Here is a 16,330-nt window from a genome sequence, read left to right on the forward strand (position 1 = left end):
TTATGAACAGTAAATGTCAACAGACCCTAATGATCTCTCCATTCATATAACTAATAAAATATTGTGAATAATCGGGAATATTAAAAGAATAGTTACAAAAACTGATTTCTATTAAATTTTTAGCAATCATGAGATTATTAAGAATTTGATATATAAAATTAATTTTTAGGATGACAATCTTACTAAATAGGAAGGATTTAGAAGGTTATTTAATCTGTCGATTCCTCAAAACTTGCAGAACTTTTTCTAATTTGTAATCCTTGCGACCAAGGGTGTCTAGCTGAGCTAAGGCAGGTATTTGTTGTAGTCGGGCCGCTACAACTGATAACAGGTGCCTGTATGTTTAATTTAAAGATTTTTAATAAGATCTCTACCGAAGTTTTGACCTTAAAAAATGACCTTGAGCTGAATTCCGAGATTCAACTCATCACTAAATATAAAACATCTATTTGTGAAGATTATAAAAAAGCGATTATTTTGATCTTTAAAGAACGTGGATATACCAGCTTGGAAGTCGGTCAACTACTTGATGTTTGATCCTTAAACATTCCTAAATTTAAAAAAGTATGGATTTATACTTTCATTTACCCAAGCAATCCATCGCGCTTCATCGAAAATAATGCCATGCACTAAAGGCATATGCTTCAGTACGCGATAATGGATATTTAATTCAATAATATCAGTAATACTTATATTGCTGAGGCGGTCAAGTTGGAGTTTCAATATATTTCCCTTAAATTCAAATGATCTGAATATGAAAAATCAAGATAATACGTAGTATGGGAAAATATTTTTTATTTTATTAAATTCAATTATTTAAAATTAAAATTAAAATTAAAATTTAATTTTTATTAACTAGAATTCTTCTTTAAATAAGTTTATCTCTGACTAACCATTTAATCATTATTCCTCTAATGGAATTATTTTTCTTTTTACTCGTCCATAAACTATTGTTTATATGGACTGCATATCAAAATCCCTCATGACCTTCTTTAATTCTTTTCATTGATTTTTATGCGATCAATCTTAGTGTTATGAGCGAGTTTTGCTATAGTAAGAGCAATTTCGAATCAACATCAGGACTATATTATGTCAGCGACACCACGCATTGGGATTTTAGGTGCAGGCGGCCGTATGGGACGCATCCTTATTCAGGCGGTGAAAGAAGCCGGTTACCAATTGGCAGCAGCTGTTGAGCGCCCTGAAAGCTCATTGATTGGCGCAGATGCCGGTGAACTGGCTGGTGTAGGGAGCCTGGGTGTAAAGGTTGTCGGCCACCTTGAAGAAGTAGTTAAAGACTGTGACGTAGTGATCGACTTTACTGCGCCTGCTGCGACGGTGAATCATCTTAAAATCTGCCGTAAAAATGGCGTTGCGATCGTGATTGGTACGACTGGTATGAATGACGAACAAAAAGCTTATCTGGATGAATCTGCAAAAGAAACTCCAGTGGTCTATGCAGCGAACTATTCGGTTGGTGTGAACGTTTCGATCAAACTGCTAGAACTTGCCTCTAAAGTCTTTGGTGATACGGTCGATATTGAAGTGATCGAAGCACATCACCGCCATAAAGTGGATGCGCCATCAGGTACAGCTCTCATGATGGGTGAAGCGATTGCTGGAGCACTGGGTCGTGATCTGAAAAAAGATGCGGTATATCACCGTGAAGGACATACGGGTCCACGTGAACGTAAAAGCATTGGTTTTCAGACCATTCGTGGCGGTGATATCGTTGGTGAACATACTGCAATGTTTATTGGCGAAGGCGAGCGTGTTGAAATTACGCATAAAGCCACCAACCGTATGAACTTTGCAGCCGGTGCCGTACGTGCAGCAGCTTGGCTCGTTGGTCGTGATGCACGTAAATATGACATGAAGGACGTACTTGGTTTTAACGATATTCAAGTATAAATTTTCGTCAAAATCCTATATAAAAATAACTTAAAACTAAAATAAGATGACAATGGAATGAAAAAATTAATATTAATGGCGTGTGCTGTAGCCTTTGCCGCTACAGCACAGTCGACCTCTGTGCAGAATGCCAAACTCAGCATTAATAAAAATAATATTAAAGTCTGGACCTATCAGGATGAGCGTAATCCCGTTTTTCTCTATAAAGCCGAAACCACCTACAATGTTCCGATTGAGAATGCCGTTTCTCTGATTCTGGATGTTGATCATGCAGTGAAATGGGTGCCTTATATGGGCAGTATCAAGGTGCTGTCGCGTGATGATAAAAAAGGTGACTTTACCCTGTATATGGTGCTGGATTTTCCATTCCCTTTAAAAGATCGTGATCTGATTGTGCAGGGTAAAATGATCAAGGATGCCAATGGACAGATTACGATAAAAAATAAAGCGATTCAGACTGGGTATGCCCTAAACCCGAATTATGTACGTTTGACTGATTATCAGGGAGACTGGACTTTCCAGAAACTGGCCAATAACAAGGTCAAGGTATCGACTTATGGCTATGCCAATCCTGAAGGTTCGATTCCTTTAACCTTTGTGAATATGTTTGTGCAGCAGCAGCCTTATCAGATGCTGCAAAAGATGAAAACCGAACTGGCTAAACCTGTGGCAACGCCTGTGTTACCCGAAGCTTTACGTTAAATAACCAATAAAAAAAGTCCGCATTAGGCGGACTTTTTTATGAAAGAAGTTTTAAGGGCATTGCTGCGTAGTCATATCTTGCTGTGGAACCAGTTTCATTTGAACTAAAACCAGAAGCAATGCAACAGCACTGAGCCCAGCACCAGCAAATGAAACCGCACTATAGCTAAGTCCCAGATTCAGCACACTGGCACCCGCAATCGCACCCAAAGCATTCCCAAGGTTAAAGGCACCAATATTTACCGAAGAAGCCAGTCCAGGCGCATCATAAGCCACGGACATGACTCGCATCTGTAAAGGTGGAACTACAGCAAAGGCAGCGGCGCCCCAGATGATTAATCCCAGACCTGCGCCAAGAGCTGTGCTTGCCAGAATCGGGAAGAGCAGCATCATCAGCATGAGCAAGATTAAAAAGCCAATCAGGGTTTTATCTAAGGATAGATCTGCAAACTTGCCACCCAAATGATTACCAATCGAGAAACCTACCCCGATCAACACCAGCATTAAAGTAATCAATGTCGGTGAGGCTTTAGTAAAGCTTTGCAGACTTGGCGCAATATAAGTATAAAGAGCAAACATGGCCCCCGCACTCATTACGGTGGTCAATAAAGCTAAAACAACAGGCAGGCGGGTCAGGACTTGCAGCTCCTGCCTTACATCCGGTTTCTGGCCGCTTTGGCCTTCAGGCAAGGCTTTCCATAGGGAGAACATGGTCAACAAACCAAGCAGGGAAATACCCAGAAAAGCCATACGCCAACCGATGTGTTGTCCTATCCATGTTGCCAGTGGCACCCCGCCAATATTGGCAATGGTCAGGCCCATAAACATCATGGCTACGGCGCTGGCCTGTTTATCTTTCGCAACAACACTGGCCGCGACAACCGAACCAATTCCGAAGAAAGCACCATGATTCAGGCTGGTGATGATGCGCGCCCCCATCAGCCCCAGATAATTAGGCGCTAATGTCGCCAGAATATTACCAATCGTAAAAATCGCCATCAGTAAAATGAGTGACTTGCGTTTGGAATAACGGCTTAACCAGAGGGTCATTAGCGGTGCACCCAACATCACCCCTAAGGCATAGGCACTGATCAGCATCCCGGCACGAGGAATCGAAATCTCCAGATCACGGGCGATTTCTGGCAGAAAACCCATTGGAGAAAATTCAGTGGTACCAATTGCAAAAGCGCCAACCGCCAGTGCAAGCAAAGGAAAATTAATTTTCATGGTTTCTGCTTAGTCCCAGATAGGTGCAAGCTGGTCCGGATCGACTTCGCGACCATTACGCTCCAAGGTGCTGATCAAGGCCATTTCTTCCTGGGTCAGCTGTATCTCCTGCGCTGCCAGATTGGCAAGCAGATGTTCACGTTTGGTTGAAGATGGAATCACCGCAAAGCCTTTTTGTAAGGCCCAGGCCAATGCAATTTGTGCTGTCGAAGCCTGATGCTGGGCAGCAATCCCTTGCAGGACAGGATCATTCAGTACTTTGCCATAAGCCAGTGTCATATAAGAGGTGACATCAATATTCTTTGCTTGTAGGAAATTGACCAGACGCTGATTTTGTAAATAAGGACTGAGTTCAATCTGGTTGGTGGCGATATGCTCCAGACCAATACTATCAATGGCTTGTTGGGTTAGCTCAATATTGAAATTAGACACACCGATATGCTCGGTCAGACCTTGCTGTTTGGCTTCTAATAAAGTCTGCATCAGCTCAGGAACTTGAACGCCTAAGCGAGGTGCAGGCCAGTGAATGAGCGTCAGATTGACTGCATCGGTACGCAATTTATGCAGACTCTCTTTGAGGCTTGGAATTAATTTGTCTGGTGCGTAATGATCTGTCCAGATTTTGGTAGTAATAAACAGCTCGTTACGATTAACTTGGCTTTCTGCAATAGCCTGACCCACTTCCGCTTCATTGGCATAAATCTGTGCCGTATCTACGGCGCGATAACCGACTTCCAATGCTGTTTTGACTGAATCAATGACGGTCTGTCCAGACAGGCGAAAGGTACCAATACCAAATTGAGGAACAATATTCATAGCTTTAATCTTTAAGTATTTTCGATGTTGAGTATTTTGTGCTTTTTATTGTTGCGAAAAAATAGCTGAATTTGCAAAATATTATTGACCGAAAATCAATAAAAGAGTGACAAATGAAATCGACGATTGAAGAATTACAGGCTTTTGTCACTATTGTTGATAGTGGTTCTATTGTTATGGCGGCAGAACGTTTGGGGCAAACTACTTCGGGTGTCAGTCGGGCGCTGCAACGTCTGGAAAATAAATTAAATGTCACTCTTTTAGAAAGAACCACACGTAAACTCAAACTGACTCAAGAAGGCCAGCTATTTCTAGAAAAGGCACGCAAAATTCTCAATGATCTGGCAGAAGCTGAAGATGCTTTACTGAAATCAGATAGTGATACGTCAGGATTGATTCGGGTGGATTCAGCGACGCCTTTTGTGCTGCATGTAATCGTACCGCTAATTCAGGAATTTATGCAGCGCTATCCCCAGATTGAAATTGAACTGAATAATCATGATCAGGTGATTGATCTGCTGGAACATAAAACCGATGTCGCGATCCGCTTTGGAGAACTGCATGATTCCAGCCTGCATGCCAGATTATTATGCCGCAGCCGTTTGTATATTGTGGCCAGCCCTGAATATTTACAGCAAAAAGGTAGACCGCAATCAGTGGCGGATTTATTGGAGCATACTTTGCTGGGATTTAGCCAGCCTACGCATTTGAACACCTGGCCGGTACGGCTGAATAGCGAACCTATCACTGTAAAGCCAAAGATTCGAGCACCCAATGGGGAAACTGTCCGTCAATTAGCTTTATACGGGGTGGGTATTACCTGTCTGTCACGCTTTCTGGTCGAGGACGACTTACAGGCGGGTCGTTTAGAGGCGCTATTTGAAGATCAGATTGAGCTGCATTATCAAAAAATTCATGCAGTCTATTACCGTCAGGAGCATTTGCCTAAACGGGTACATCTATTTATTGAATTTCTGGCTCAGAAGCTGGCTAAATATTTATAAACCAATTATTTGCAAATACAGCCATAAAAAAATCTGCCCTAACATGAGGCTAGGGCAGATCTAGATTTACTAATGATTAGGACAAATTAGAAATCGGCTTTCAGTACGATCCGGTAACGGGCTTTGCCTGAGTGCAGACGTTCAATCGCAGTATTAATTTCCGACATTGGGAATAACTCAATTTGTGGCGCAATATTTTTACGTGCCGCAAATTTCAATAACTGACGTAAAGCTGCTGGTGAACCTGTTGGCGAGCCAGTCACTGATTTAGCACCACCAATCAGCGAACCTGCAGAAATTTGCATGGGTTCCAGTGGTAAGCCCAGCATATGTGCCGTGCCATTTGGTGCCAGTGTTGATAAATAAGCCTGCCAGTCCAATGTGACATTCACAGTACTCATTAATAGATCAAATTTACCACGAAGCAGTTTAAGCGCTGCTGGGTCACGACTATTCACTACATGGTCTGCCCCCATGGCTTTCAGCTCATCGGTTTTATCCAGATTTGAAGTAAAGGCGGTAATTTCACAACCCCAAGCTTTCAGCAGCTTGATCGCCATATGTCCCAAACCACCAATACCAATGACACCAACGTGGTGAATAGCCTGAATCTGATGTTTCAGAATCGGATCGAATACGGTAATCCCGCCACAGAGCAGGGGACCGGCACTTTCCGGGTCCAGATCTTCAGGTAAGGGAATTGCCCATTGCCAGCCAGCACGGACTTTATCCGCAAAACCGCCTGCATGACCGACGATGGTTGCAACCTGACCACCGGTACACAGCACTTGCTGACCTGAAATACAGGAATCACAATGTTGGCAGCTTTCCGCAGTCCAGCCAATACCGACACGTTGACCTACTTTTAGACCTTTAGCTTCAGAACCCAGTTGCGTAATGGTACCAATCACTTCATGACCGGCCACCACAGGATATACTGAAGATCCCCAGTCATTATTGAGTACTGAAATATCAGAATGACATAGGCCGCAGTATTCAACTTTCACTTCGACCTGATGCGGCTGAAGTTCACCCGCATCAAATTGATAAGGTTCCAGGGCGGCACCCGCAGACATTGCGGCGTAAGCGTGAATAGTATTATTGGACATAGGTTCAGCTCTTATTTGAATGGGAGGATATTGTTTTAAAGTGACAGTGATTTTCATGGTCATCGACCATGCCGACTGCCTGCATAAAGGCATAACAGATCGTAGGACCGACAAACTTAAAGCCTGCTTTTTTTAAGGCTTTGGACATGTTCTGGCTTTCAATGGTTTGTGCCGGAGCCTGGCGATAATCTGCCACATCATTATTCAATCGGGGCTGCTGGGCAAAGGACCATAACCATGTGACCACATCAATCTCTTGAGATTTAAGCTGTTGCCAGGCCCGGGCATTATCGCGAATTGCAGTCAGTTTACCAATATGCCGGATTAGACTAGCATCTTGCAGTTTTGCGGTGAGTTGCTCATCTGTAAAAGAAGCAATCGTTTCAATAGAATATTGAAAGAAATGTTTGCGATAAGATTCACGCTTTCTGAGTACGGTAATCCAGGCTAAACCGGCCTGCTGACCTTCCAGACACAGCATTTCAAACAGGCGTTTTTCATCATGCAGCGCCTGTCCCCATTCCTGATCATGGTAGGCAGTATAGAGGGGATCATCAGAGCACCAGCCACAGCGTTGGATCGTCAAGGGATGCTCCTTTTGATTATCTTATAATTTAAATGTCATCCACTGATCTTGCTGATTATCCCAGTAGGACAGTTCTGCCTGCTGCAGATCACTGAACTGGATCCACATATCCTTACCACTTTTGTCGGCATAACCGGTACTGATCAGAAGCGCCTCTTCAGTAATTTCCATGATCCAGCCCTGATAGGTCTGGCCATTGAGCACGATTTTCTGTTGATTGCCTGATTCTGCAAATTCGACCAGACGGTTGATCAACGCTTCTGACATGTAAACTTCCTAAAATTAACGTAAATATGGATAAGGGTTAACGACACCACGGCCCTTACCATTTAAATAGAGACCATAATGCAGATGTGGCGCGGTATGGCGGGCATTGCCAGTATTACCGACATAACCAATGACATCGCCCTTTTTGACATAGTTACCGACTTTCAGGCCACGCTTATGACCATCCAGATGTGCATAATAATGCCAAGTGCCGCCTGGACCCAGAATCCAGACTACTTTACCACCCAAATTGTTATTCCGTAAATCTGCGATCAGACCAGGCGTCGCACTACGAACCTTGGTTCCACGTGGAGCCAGAATATCAATGCCCTCATGCAAACGGCCGCTACTACGCGAAGCTCCCCAAGTATCTTTCAATTCACGAGCCTGGACCCGATCTACCGGAATCGGCAGAGAAGAGGGCATACGCATATGATTCAGTTTTTTGACCAATGCCGGATTAAGCTGAACCGCAGAAGGATGTTTCGGTGCGCTACTACACGCCACCAGAAATAACATCACCAAAGAAAGCCCGACAAACGCAAGAGAATGGCGCAAAATATTTATCCTTAAATGAGGCCAGTTGATTCTTCTTGTTCCAGACTATGTCATAAATTTACGGTAGAAATCAATTTTTTCATGGCGGTTGGAATACCTGCATTGACTGCAGTTTCCGGGTTCATCCAGAAGCCCTGTAACTCAATCGCCAGATGTTCCTGCTGATCTTCATCGACTGCAAAAATCATCGCTTCAAGCTGCCAGGTAAAATGGGTAAAACTGTGGCTGATCTGGGTCTTTTGTACGAGATTCTTCAGACCCAGTTGCTGGCACAGTTGTTCAAATGCATGAGTGTCTTCAATAATTGGCAGACACCAAAGCCCACCCCAAAGACCACTATTAGGACGTTGCTGCCATAGCCATTCATCACCTGATTGGATCAACAGCACTTGAGCTGCTTTGACCGGTACCGGCTTTTTGGCTTTTTTAAAGGGCAATTCATTTTCCAGACCCTGCTGATGTGCCTTGCAATGTTGCTGCATTGGGCAATACAGGCATAAAGGCTTTTTTGGAGTACAGACAGTCGCACCGAGATCCATAATCGCCTGGGTATAATCATGATTCCGATCAACCGGGCAGAGTTGTTCAGCAAGCTCCCACAAGGCACGTTCATGTACTGGTTTAGACAGATCATCTTCGATCCCAAAAAACCGTGCCAGCACCCGTTTGACGTTGCCATCCATGATTACGCCGTACTGACGTAAACCCAAAGACATTAAGGCTCCCGCGGTTGAGCGGCCAATGCCGGGCAGGGCGATCCATTCTTCCAGGCTCCTCGGGAAATGGCCCTGACTTGCCACAATACCGGCTGCCTTATGTAAATTACGGGCACGCGCATAATAGCCCAGCCCCGCCCAATAGGGCGCAACCTCATCCCAGGAAGCTGTACCGAGATCCTGTACCGTCGGAAAACGCTGAATAAACCGCTCAAAATATTGCAGCACGGTTTTGACCTGAGTCTGCTGTAGCATAATTTCAGAGACCCAGACCTTATAGGGATCATCGGCCACTTGCCACGGTAAATCATGGCGGCCATGCACATCAAACCATTCTAAAAGGGCATCTGAAAATACAAACATGAAGATAGAACAAACTGGAAAGCGAGGCTTAGTATAACTGAAGAGACTCAGCTAAAAGATGAAAAGTCTGCTAAAACAGCAAGACTTAAAAAGAGTAAAAATGAATAAATGGAAGGAACAAGTGAACACTTCGAAAAGCATTCACTCAGTAAAAAAATTAAATTCTTATTCTTCAATGCCCCAGCGTGCATCCAGCTTTAATACCTTGCCTTCATAACGCGGGATAATATGAATGTGTAAATGTTCTGATTTTTCCTGAAATACTTCGCCATCATTAAATCCAATATGAAAACCGGAAGGCTGATAGCGTAATTGTAATTCATTACGTGCTTGTTCAAGTAAGGACATCATGCTTTTACGTTCTTTATCTGTGATTTCAAAAAATGACGCCACATGACGTAATGGAGTAACTACATAATGTCCTTTGGACAGCGAGTTCGGTTCAGGTAACACGACAGCAAAATCATTTTTAGCCAGAATATCGTATTCGTCAAAATTACAGTACGGGCAGTTATTTTCAGTCATGATATTGGCTCCTTTCATTGAATTTATTTTTTTCACGTATGACCCAGCTCGATCATGAGCCGGATCAATTTATCTGTTATTAGGCGAGTTGTCGTGCTAGTAATTCATACATGGCAGCCAAGCTTTGTTTTTCTGCTTCAGCATTGTAGCCTAGATCTACACCATTGGCCTTGGCGCGCTCATCTGCAAGCGGGTTACTAAATCCATGCTTGGCATTTTCAAATACAATCACATTATGCTCGACCTTAGCCGCCTGCATCTCTTCTTTAAAGCTGGCAACATCATCCAGGCTCACCATACTGTCCTTTTCACCATGTAGGACCAGAATTTCTGCCTGTACCTGGCCTTCCTGTGCAGGTGCTTTAGGAGATAGGTTAGCATGGAAAGTAGCTACAGCTTTTAACGGTGCATTTGAACGAGCCAGATCCAGAGCAACTTTACCACCGTAGCAGAAACCAATCGCAGCCAGTTTTTCCGGATTGACTTCATCCTGTGCCGCCAAAGTATCTAAAGCAGCTTTTGCCCGATTCACAATGGTATCCGGATCTTCGAAAGTCTGCATCATCCATTGATAGGCCTGATCAGAGTTGGTGGTCACTTTCTTGTCACCATACATATCAATTGCCAGCGCGGCATAACCATGTTCCGCCAGTTCACGGGCACGCTGTTCAGTATAGTCATTGCGGCCCCACCATTCTGGTGCCACGGTAACACCTGCTACAGGTGCATCAGTTTCCGGTGCGGCAAAATAACCAATCAAAGTGCTGCCATCCTGAGCAGTATATTGAATTTCGCGGGTCTTGATTGCTGCCATGCTGAAGTCCTCTATTGTTGTTGAATATTTTGATTAAACTATAAAATAGCAAAACTGCTATGAATATGCATGAAAAGCTCCAACTAATTCGTTTCTCATCAGTACAAAAAAAGAGAGGCAAATAATTTGTCTCTCTTTTTAATTTTTACAATTAAAGGAATTTTTATTTAATAATTTCCAGTAATTCGATATCAAAGATCAGGGTACTATTTGGTTCAATAATATCTCCAGAACCAATCTGTCCATAGGCCAGATCAGCAGGGATAAAGAAGCGGTATTTAGCACCGACTTTCATCAGCTGTAAGCCTTCTGTCCAGCCAGTAATCACTTGGGTGGTGCGGAAATCGACTGGCTGCTGGCGGGCAATCGAACTGTCAAAAACGGTACCATCGATCAAACGGCCTTCATAATGTACGCGGACATTACTATTTGCGCTCGGCGATTTCCCTTTTCCTTCTTGAAGAATCTGATATTGTAAACCTGATTTTGTGGTTTTTATCCCCGGTTTTTTTGCATTTTCAGCTAGAAAAGCCTGACCAATTTTGGCATTTTCATCCGCCTGTTTTTTCAGGGTAATCAGCTCTTTGGCTTCAGCCTGACGCTTAAACTGGGTCAAGACCCGCGCCATGTCTTCTTCACTTAAAGTCGCCTGTTTCCCCGCGGCTGCAGCTTTTAAACCGGCGCTGAAGGCATCCAGATCAATGCCTTGTAAGGAATCTGCATTACTTTTTCCCATCAGATAACCAAAGCTGTAGCCGACCTGTTCAGCCTCAGGGCTTTTATTGGTGACTTCTTTAGCAAACAAACTGCCAGAACTCAGCAGTAAAACCATCAAACTTATTTGTATTTTCATGATTCATTCTCAAAATAAAGGAGAGCGCGTTGCTCTCCTTTTCGTGGATTATTTTACTTCGATGAGTTCCACATCAAAAATCAAAGTACTGTGTGGAGGAATCGTACCTGGCACGCCCTGTTCACCATAACCGAGTTTAGATGGGATATACAGGGTCGCTTTACCGCCTTCTTTCATCAGTTGCAGACCTTCAGTCCAGCCTGGAATGACCTGATTGAGTGGAAACTCAATCGGCTCGCCACGTTCAACCGAACTGTCAAAAACGGTACCATCAACTAATTTCCCTGTGTAATGTACTTTCACAATTGAAGTTGCTGCGGGCTGTTTGCCCGTACCTTCTTTGGTCACTAAATATTGCAAACCAGATGCTGTAGTTTTTACCCCAGCCTTTTTGGCATTTTCGGTCAGGAAAGTATCACTAGATGCCTGAGCCTGTTTGGCACTATCGACTTGCTTCTGCTGCATTTCTTTTTGGAACTGCTCATAAGCTGCTTGTAATTCTTCTTCAGTATAAGCTGGAGCGGTACGGGCATGACCTTCGCGAACGCCTGTCACAAAGCTGTTAATATCCAGCTCAGGTGGGGTTTGATGAGCGACTTCATAACCGAGTGCATAGCTAATTTTAGAAACAGCAGAGGCATCTTTAGATGCTTTTGTGGTTTGAGCAGCTGGGTTTTGAGTTGCATAGTAAACAGGTACTAGCGCGGCACCGCCTAAAAGAACAGCGACGGCAATCGGTAAGGCCTTACTCATGTATTTGTCCAATCTAATGTTATCGTTGAGGTTCAGTCCATCTTAGCAGAAAATTTTAAGAAATCTTGTAGAACGGGTGGTTTTTTAGCAAGTGAATACCTGTGTTTGATATAGCTTAAAAAAAGAAAAAACCAGCAATGATTGCTGGTTTTTTAGGAGCCATCAGATTAGCTGGTTTTGGCTTTCGGCTTATAACTATACGTATAATCATAGCTATAGCTGCCACCTGCTGAACGCTGGATATCATTCAGGATCAGACCATTGACAGTACTGCCAGCCTGTTTAAAGCGGTTTACTGTAAGTGCCAGTTCCTTCATCTGGGTTTTTGCATAGCGTGCTACAACCAGATTGAGTCCGACGTATCGGGATACAATGATCGCATCCGTAACAGCCAGTACCGGTGGAGTATCAATGATAATGTGATCATAGTGCGGGATTAGTTTTTGTAACAACTCCTGGAAGCGCTCTGAATTCAGAAGCTCGGCTGGATTAGTTGCATTTTCACCACAGCTGATGACATTTAAGTTTGGTACATTGGTGGTTTGTACCACTTTATCCAAAGACACGTGTTCATTCAGATATTCAGTTAATCCATACTGGTTATCCAGATTAAAATATTTGTGTATATGACCACGGCGCAAATCTGCATCAATGATCAGTACACGCTTATTTTTCTCTGCCATGATGACTGCCAGATTGCTGGCAACAAAAGACTTTCCAACTTTTGGTGCTGGCCCTGAAATCATCATGATATTGTTTTTAGCCTGAGTCAGGGCAAAGTGACTTGCTGTACGAATGCTTCTTAAACTTTCAACTGCCATATCATCACTGTGTTTCAGTGCCAATAAGAAAGGCATTTTTTTCTTTTTCAGTAATTTCAGACCAGGTTTCTGAACAGTCGAATGAGCGATATTGGCATAAACTGGAAGATCCAGCTGGTATTCGATCTGACTACTATCTTTCACCCCAGAACGTAGCATGTTACGGAACAAGGCCACCAAGATACCCAGGAAAATACCGAAGCAGAAGGTTAAAAATAAAATCAGAGGCTGTTTTTGTTGAATCTGGTCAACTGGCTCAAGTGCGGTATCAATAATATGAACATTACCGCTTTCACCCGCTTTAGCAACACGCAGTTGCTGATAAGAATTTACCAGATTGGTATACAGTTGCTGTTTCACTTCAACGTCACGAGACAGCTGTAAATACTGGCGTTGAATCTCTGGAATATTTTTAAGTGTTGAATTTAATTCACGAATCTTACCATTCACTACGCGAAGTTGGGCCGTAATTTCACGCATGGCTGGATGAGCAGCTGCATACTTGGCACCTATTTCCGCCTGTCGCTGTTCAAGTAGGGCTCTTTGTGATTCTAAATTGACGCTTTGATTTAAATATAATTCTGATTCTCTCGTGATATCAACAGTATTATATTTTTGGCGGAAGCGATTGAAGGCAAACTCTGCATCATCAAGCTGTTTCCTTAAATCCGGTAATTGTTCATCCAGGAAAGCCAGTGTTCGTGCAGTGTCTGTTGAACGGCGTGTAATATTATGCTGGCTGTAAACTGCTAAAATCGTATTCAGTACCTTAGTGATGTGCTGTTTATCTTGACCCTGATAGCGAAGTTGTAGAACGCCGCTCAGATCCCCTTTTTCTGTAATCGTATAATTGGCAAGAATAGAATCGATCGCTACAGGCAAGGAGAGCTTTTTCACCTGATAGCTGTTATCGAGATTATCTTGAGTAAAGATGGCAATTTTCCAGTCGCCCTGGGCAGCTTTAGCCTCAACCAGCTGGTTCAATGCGCCTTGAAAAACAATTTCTTCAGTCAGTGGATTGATCAGGCTAAAGCTCTGTTGTTGAAATTTCAGCAGCAGATTTTTATCCAGATAGTCTACAGGGACTTCAAACTGACGGATATCAAAGCTTTTTTGGCCATCTTTAAAGCGTACAGTTTCGGTTTGATATTCGGTTTGAGAAGTTCTGCCTTGAATCAAACGATTGATAAAAGAGTCTTCAGTGCTGGCAATATGTAGATCCAGATTTAAACGGTCAATTACGGATTCGAGAATCGTGCGTGATTTTAAAACCTCAATCTCGGCATTGGATGAAGACATCTGACTCACAATGCTGGACAGACTGCCAAGTAAAGCAGCTGATGAGCCTCTACTTTCTTCGACCTGGACGATTGCATCAACCTTATAGTTAATCGCTGCGGTACGTATGTAAAGCAGCACTACAATCAGGCTGAGCAAACCACATAGCAGGATGAGCTTCCATTGCGCGAGCAGGGAAAAGAACACCCCTTTTAGGTCAATCATATTATCGGTATTGTTATTTTTGTTCATAATTTTACTATCTAAAAGTTTAAAAGTGATTTTTCCAGTCGCTGATGCTGTTTCGAATTAATTCAAAAAACTGCATCAATGACTTGCTGCCCCTGCGAGAAAGGATCCTCAATATTCTGTTTTTTATCCTCTCTGAGTATGTCGAGTCCGCTAAAGACCAGACATTCTGATTATGATCAGAATAATGTTGTCTTTAATTTAATCTGTTTCATATTCGGTTTTTGAGCACCATGGAGTTGCAGGTGAAGTCCATGGAGGAATTAAAAATAGTGTTTTTATTGCTAGTCCCGGTCATTATTTCAATGACCCAACCTTATAGATTTAATCTGAAAGTACGGGTAGATCTTATAAATAAATGTTTAGCTATTGATTGATGATCAACATGTCCAAAACAGATTGCTAAAAGATTTTTAATTTTCATACTTTCACCTATCGTATAGCTGAACCAGCGACATATGAAAATGGAAGAATCTGGCTCACTACACGCTCCCAACGGGTCAGACCGGTAGCATCAACATAGACAATATCGTTACTATTCATCTTGAACTGTTTAGCCAGACCAAAATCTCCCAGATTTTTTAGACTTAAGTGATAGATTTCAGTCATCTTGTTGTCAGAATTGCCACGCAAGACATAAATCCGACTCGGATTGGCAGAATATGGATTAATCCCTTCGCTTTCGCCCAGTACATCAGCAAGTGTCATGCCTTGGTCACGGATAGGTAATGGTTTATTGGTGCCGGCTTCACCCATGACATAGATTTTCTGGTTTTCCCGAGGACTGATATACAGGGTGTCATTGGGTTGAATCAATAGCTTATGTAAGGAATAACCCGCTTTTTCCAAAGCAATCGTGTTCAAATCATAGGTCACACCTTGGCGTACGAGCTGGATTGAAGTGGAATCACCTTGCTCATTAATCCCGCCAGCTAGGCCCAGCGCCGTATACACACTTACCGGCTGATCAGTCAGATAAAATTGTCCAGCTGATTTCACGTTACCTACTACTGAATACCGCTGTCCCTGATAGGAAATTACTCTCACGACCACATCCGGATTATTCAAATAAGGAATTAACAGACGGCGTACTTCCTGATTAACTTGTGGAAGGGTCTTTCCGGCTGCTTTATAACGATTGATGAATGGAAACTGGATATAACCATTCCGGTCAATCTGATAACCATTGTTATTGTCGCTGGCTGTAGGAACGGCACTAATTTCGGGATAAGCCCATAGCTGGAAAGATAAAATATCTCCCGGATTCAAGCGGTAATCCTGCACCTCAGTCTGAAATAGAGGAGCATAATGACTGAGATTATGCGTTTGCGCAGACTGTACTACAGGTAATGTATCCTGAGTCAGTTTCACCAGATTGACTGGAGTTCCCAGTTCAGTTTGATAGATTCCTTCTGTCGGTAAATCATACGTTTGAAAGCCGGATGTTGCTGCACATCCAACCAGAGATAGGCTTAAGGTAAAAGTACCTAAAAGGTGTCTATAGTTCACTTGAAACCCCTTTATTTTTATATGTTCAGAATTGGTATTTATTAATAATTATTAATTTTTTTGAATTCGGTTTATGTGATTAACGTCTAAAAAATATAATAGATCACATACCTTGTCTATAGCTATTCTTAAGTCAATTTAATAAGTCTAAGCTGAAATTTAACTGTAAGATTGACGAAAATAGACGTGAAACCGTGATTAAATAAGCTGTAGAGATATAGTGAATTGCTTAAGATGACATAAGAATATTAATTGTTTCCAATTGTTAT

General features: G+C 42.8%; 18 protein-coding genes. 4 read left to right on the plus strand and 14 right to left on the minus strand.

Annotation, left to right across the window (positions count from 1 at the left end; translation table 11 throughout):
- Positions 1–339 precede the first annotated feature (339 nt).
- Positions 340–537 carry a hypothetical protein gene (locus tag RJ01_RS08540; RefSeq protein ID WP_034170746.1) on the plus strand — a complete coding sequence of 66 codons (198 nt, stop codon included), beginning with the start codon at positions 340–342 and terminating at the stop codon, positions 535–537.
- 3 nt (positions 538–540) lie between these two features.
- Here the strand turns inward: RJ01_RS08540 and RJ01_RS16120 are convergent, their stop codons facing one another.
- Positions 541–723: a hypothetical protein gene (locus RJ01_RS16120; protein WP_152606028.1), complete on the minus strand. Its 183-nt coding sequence runs from the start codon at positions 721–723 to the stop codon at positions 541–543.
- Between the two features lie 366 nt (positions 724–1,089).
- On the opposite strand from RJ01_RS16120, the gene dapB reads away from it, so the two are divergent.
- Entirely contained in the window at positions 1,090–1,911 is an 822-nt protein-coding gene (gene dapB, locus RJ01_RS08545; protein WP_034170747.1) for a 4-hydroxy-tetrahydrodipicolinate reductase, read from the plus strand.
- Positions 1,912–1,968: 57 nt separating this feature from the next.
- The gene (locus RJ01_RS08550; protein WP_034170748.1) at positions 1,969–2,613 is read left to right on the plus strand and encodes an START domain-containing protein; all 645 of its coding nucleotides are present in this window, start codon (positions 1,969–1,971) and stop codon (positions 2,611–2,613) included.
- Between the two features lie 51 nt (positions 2,614–2,664).
- Here the strand turns inward: RJ01_RS08550 and RJ01_RS08555 are convergent, their stop codons facing one another.
- Positions 2,665–3,840, minus strand: coding sequence for an MFS transporter (locus tag RJ01_RS08555; protein WP_034170749.1), 1,176 nt, complete (start codon positions 3,838–3,840; stop codon positions 2,665–2,667).
- A 9-nt stretch (positions 3,841–3,849) separates the two neighbouring features.
- Complete coding sequence (gene dkgB, locus RJ01_RS08560; protein ID WP_004780434.1) at positions 3,850–4,656, minus strand: 2,5-didehydrogluconate reductase DkgB; 807 nt, start codon at positions 4,654–4,656, stop codon at positions 3,850–3,852.
- Between the two features lie 113 nt (positions 4,657–4,769).
- Here dkgB and RJ01_RS08565 point away from each other — a divergent pair, with 113 nt between their 5' ends.
- The gene (locus RJ01_RS08565; protein ID WP_034170750.1) at positions 4,770–5,660 is read left to right on the plus strand and encodes a LysR family transcriptional regulator; all 891 of its coding nucleotides are present in this window, start codon (positions 4,770–4,772) and stop codon (positions 5,658–5,660) included.
- Between the two features lie 86 nt (positions 5,661–5,746).
- Here RJ01_RS08565 and RJ01_RS08570 read toward each other — a convergent pair whose 3' ends face one another.
- The 11 genes from RJ01_RS08570 to RJ01_RS08620 all read right to left on the minus strand — a co-directional run bounded on the left by RJ01_RS08570 (position 5,747) and on the right by RJ01_RS08620 (position 16,061).
- Complete coding sequence (locus RJ01_RS08570) at positions 5,747–6,769, minus strand: NAD(P)-dependent alcohol dehydrogenase (protein WP_034170751.1); 1,023 nt, start codon at positions 6,767–6,769, stop codon at positions 5,747–5,749.
- A gap of 4 nt (positions 6,770–6,773) precedes the next feature.
- Positions 6,774–7,355: a DNA-3-methyladenine glycosylase I gene (locus tag RJ01_RS08575; RefSeq protein ID WP_034170752.1), complete on the minus strand. Its 582-nt coding sequence runs from the start codon at positions 7,353–7,355 to the stop codon at positions 6,774–6,776.
- 21 nt (positions 7,356–7,376) lie between these two features.
- The gene (locus RJ01_RS08580) at positions 7,377–7,622 is read right to left on the minus strand and encodes a hypothetical protein (protein ID WP_034170753.1); all 246 of its coding nucleotides are present in this window, start codon (positions 7,620–7,622) and stop codon (positions 7,377–7,379) included.
- 15 nt (positions 7,623–7,637) lie between these two features.
- Complete coding sequence (locus tag RJ01_RS08585) at positions 7,638–8,141, minus strand: M23 family metallopeptidase (protein ID WP_171064776.1); 504 nt, start codon at positions 8,139–8,141, stop codon at positions 7,638–7,640.
- A gap of 89 nt (positions 8,142–8,230) precedes the next feature.
- Positions 8,231–9,259 (minus strand): A/G-specific adenine glycosylase, encoded by a 1,029-nt coding sequence (mutY, locus tag RJ01_RS08590; protein ID WP_034170754.1) that lies wholly within the window; start codon positions 9,257–9,259, stop codon positions 8,231–8,233.
- A 165-nt stretch (positions 9,260–9,424) separates the two neighbouring features.
- Positions 9,425–9,784: an HIT family protein gene (locus RJ01_RS08595; protein WP_004780445.1), complete on the minus strand. Its 360-nt coding sequence runs from the start codon at positions 9,782–9,784 to the stop codon at positions 9,425–9,427.
- Between the two features lie 79 nt (positions 9,785–9,863).
- Positions 9,864–10,598 (minus strand): dienelactone hydrolase family protein, encoded by a 735-nt coding sequence (locus RJ01_RS08600; RefSeq protein WP_034170755.1) that lies wholly within the window; start codon positions 10,596–10,598, stop codon positions 9,864–9,866.
- A 163-nt stretch (positions 10,599–10,761) separates the two neighbouring features.
- The gene (locus RJ01_RS08605) at positions 10,762–11,451 is read right to left on the minus strand and encodes an FKBP-type peptidyl-prolyl cis-trans isomerase (protein WP_004780449.1); all 690 of its coding nucleotides are present in this window, start codon (positions 11,449–11,451) and stop codon (positions 10,762–10,764) included.
- Positions 11,452–11,499: 48 nt separating this feature from the next.
- The gene (locus RJ01_RS08610) at positions 11,500–12,204 is read right to left on the minus strand and encodes an FKBP-type peptidyl-prolyl cis-trans isomerase (RefSeq protein WP_034170756.1); all 705 of its coding nucleotides are present in this window, start codon (positions 12,202–12,204) and stop codon (positions 11,500–11,502) included.
- A gap of 167 nt (positions 12,205–12,371) precedes the next feature.
- A complete protein-coding gene (locus RJ01_RS08615) occupies positions 12,372–14,555 on the minus strand; it encodes a polysaccharide biosynthesis tyrosine autokinase (RefSeq protein WP_034170757.1) in 2,184 nt (727 codons plus the stop codon).
- Positions 14,556–14,984: 429 nt separating this feature from the next.
- Complete coding sequence (locus RJ01_RS08620) at positions 14,985–16,061, minus strand: polysaccharide biosynthesis/export family protein (RefSeq protein ID WP_034170758.1); 1,077 nt, start codon at positions 16,059–16,061, stop codon at positions 14,985–14,987.
- Positions 16,062–16,330: the final 269 nt, after the last annotated feature.

The organism is Acinetobacter sp. YZS-X1-1 (assembly GCF_000804305.1).
GTDB classification, from domain to species: domain Bacteria; phylum Pseudomonadota; class Gammaproteobacteria; order Pseudomonadales; family Moraxellaceae; genus Acinetobacter; species Acinetobacter variabilis.

Bases quoted from the DNA above. Each gene is read 5' to 3' on its own strand.
- RJ01_RS08540 (WP_034170746.1), top strand. From the start codon at position 340: ATGTTTAATTTAAAGATTTTTAATAAGATCTCTACCGAAGTTTTGACC.
- dapB (WP_034170747.1), top strand. From the start codon at position 1,090: ATGTCAGCGACACCACGCATTGGGATTTTAGGTGCAGGCGGCCGTATG.
- RJ01_RS08550 (WP_034170748.1), top strand. From the start codon at position 1,969: ATGAAAAAATTAATATTAATGGCGTGTGCTGTAGCCTTTGCCGCTACA.
- RJ01_RS08555 (WP_034170749.1), bottom strand. From the start codon at position 3,840: ATGAAAATTAATTTTCCTTTGCTTGCACTGGCGGTTGGCGCTTTTGCA.
- dkgB (WP_004780434.1), bottom strand. From the start codon at position 4,656: ATGAATATTGTTCCTCAATTTGGTATTGGTACCTTTCGCCTGTCTGGA.
- RJ01_RS08565 (WP_034170750.1), top strand. From the start codon at position 4,770: ATGAAATCGACGATTGAAGAATTACAGGCTTTTGTCACTATTGTTGAT.
- RJ01_RS08570 (WP_034170751.1), bottom strand. From the start codon at position 6,769: ATGTCCAATAATACTATTCACGCTTACGCCGCAATGTCTGCGGGTGCC.
- RJ01_RS08580 (WP_034170753.1), bottom strand. From the start codon at position 7,622: ATGTCAGAAGCGTTGATCAACCGTCTGGTCGAATTTGCAGAATCAGGC.
- RJ01_RS08585 (WP_171064776.1), bottom strand. From the start codon at position 8,141: ATGTTATTTCTGGTGGCGTGTAGTAGCGCACCGAAACATCCTTCTGCG.
- mutY (WP_034170754.1), bottom strand. From the start codon at position 9,259: ATGTTTGTATTTTCAGATGCCCTTTTAGAATGGTTTGATGTGCATGGC.
- RJ01_RS08595 (WP_004780445.1), bottom strand. From the start codon at position 9,784: ATGACTGAAAATAACTGCCCGTACTGTAATTTTGACGAATACGATATT.
- RJ01_RS08600 (WP_034170755.1), bottom strand. From the start codon at position 10,598: ATGGCAGCAATCAAGACCCGCGAAATTCAATATACTGCTCAGGATGGC.
- RJ01_RS08605 (WP_004780449.1), bottom strand. From the start codon at position 11,451: ATGAAAATACAAATAAGTTTGATGGTTTTACTGCTGAGTTCTGGCAGT.
- RJ01_RS08610 (WP_034170756.1), bottom strand. From the start codon at position 12,204: ATGAGTAAGGCCTTACCGATTGCCGTCGCTGTTCTTTTAGGCGGTGCC.
- RJ01_RS08615 (WP_034170757.1), bottom strand. From the start codon at position 14,555: ATGAACAAAAATAACAATACCGATAATATGATTGACCTAAAAGGGGTG.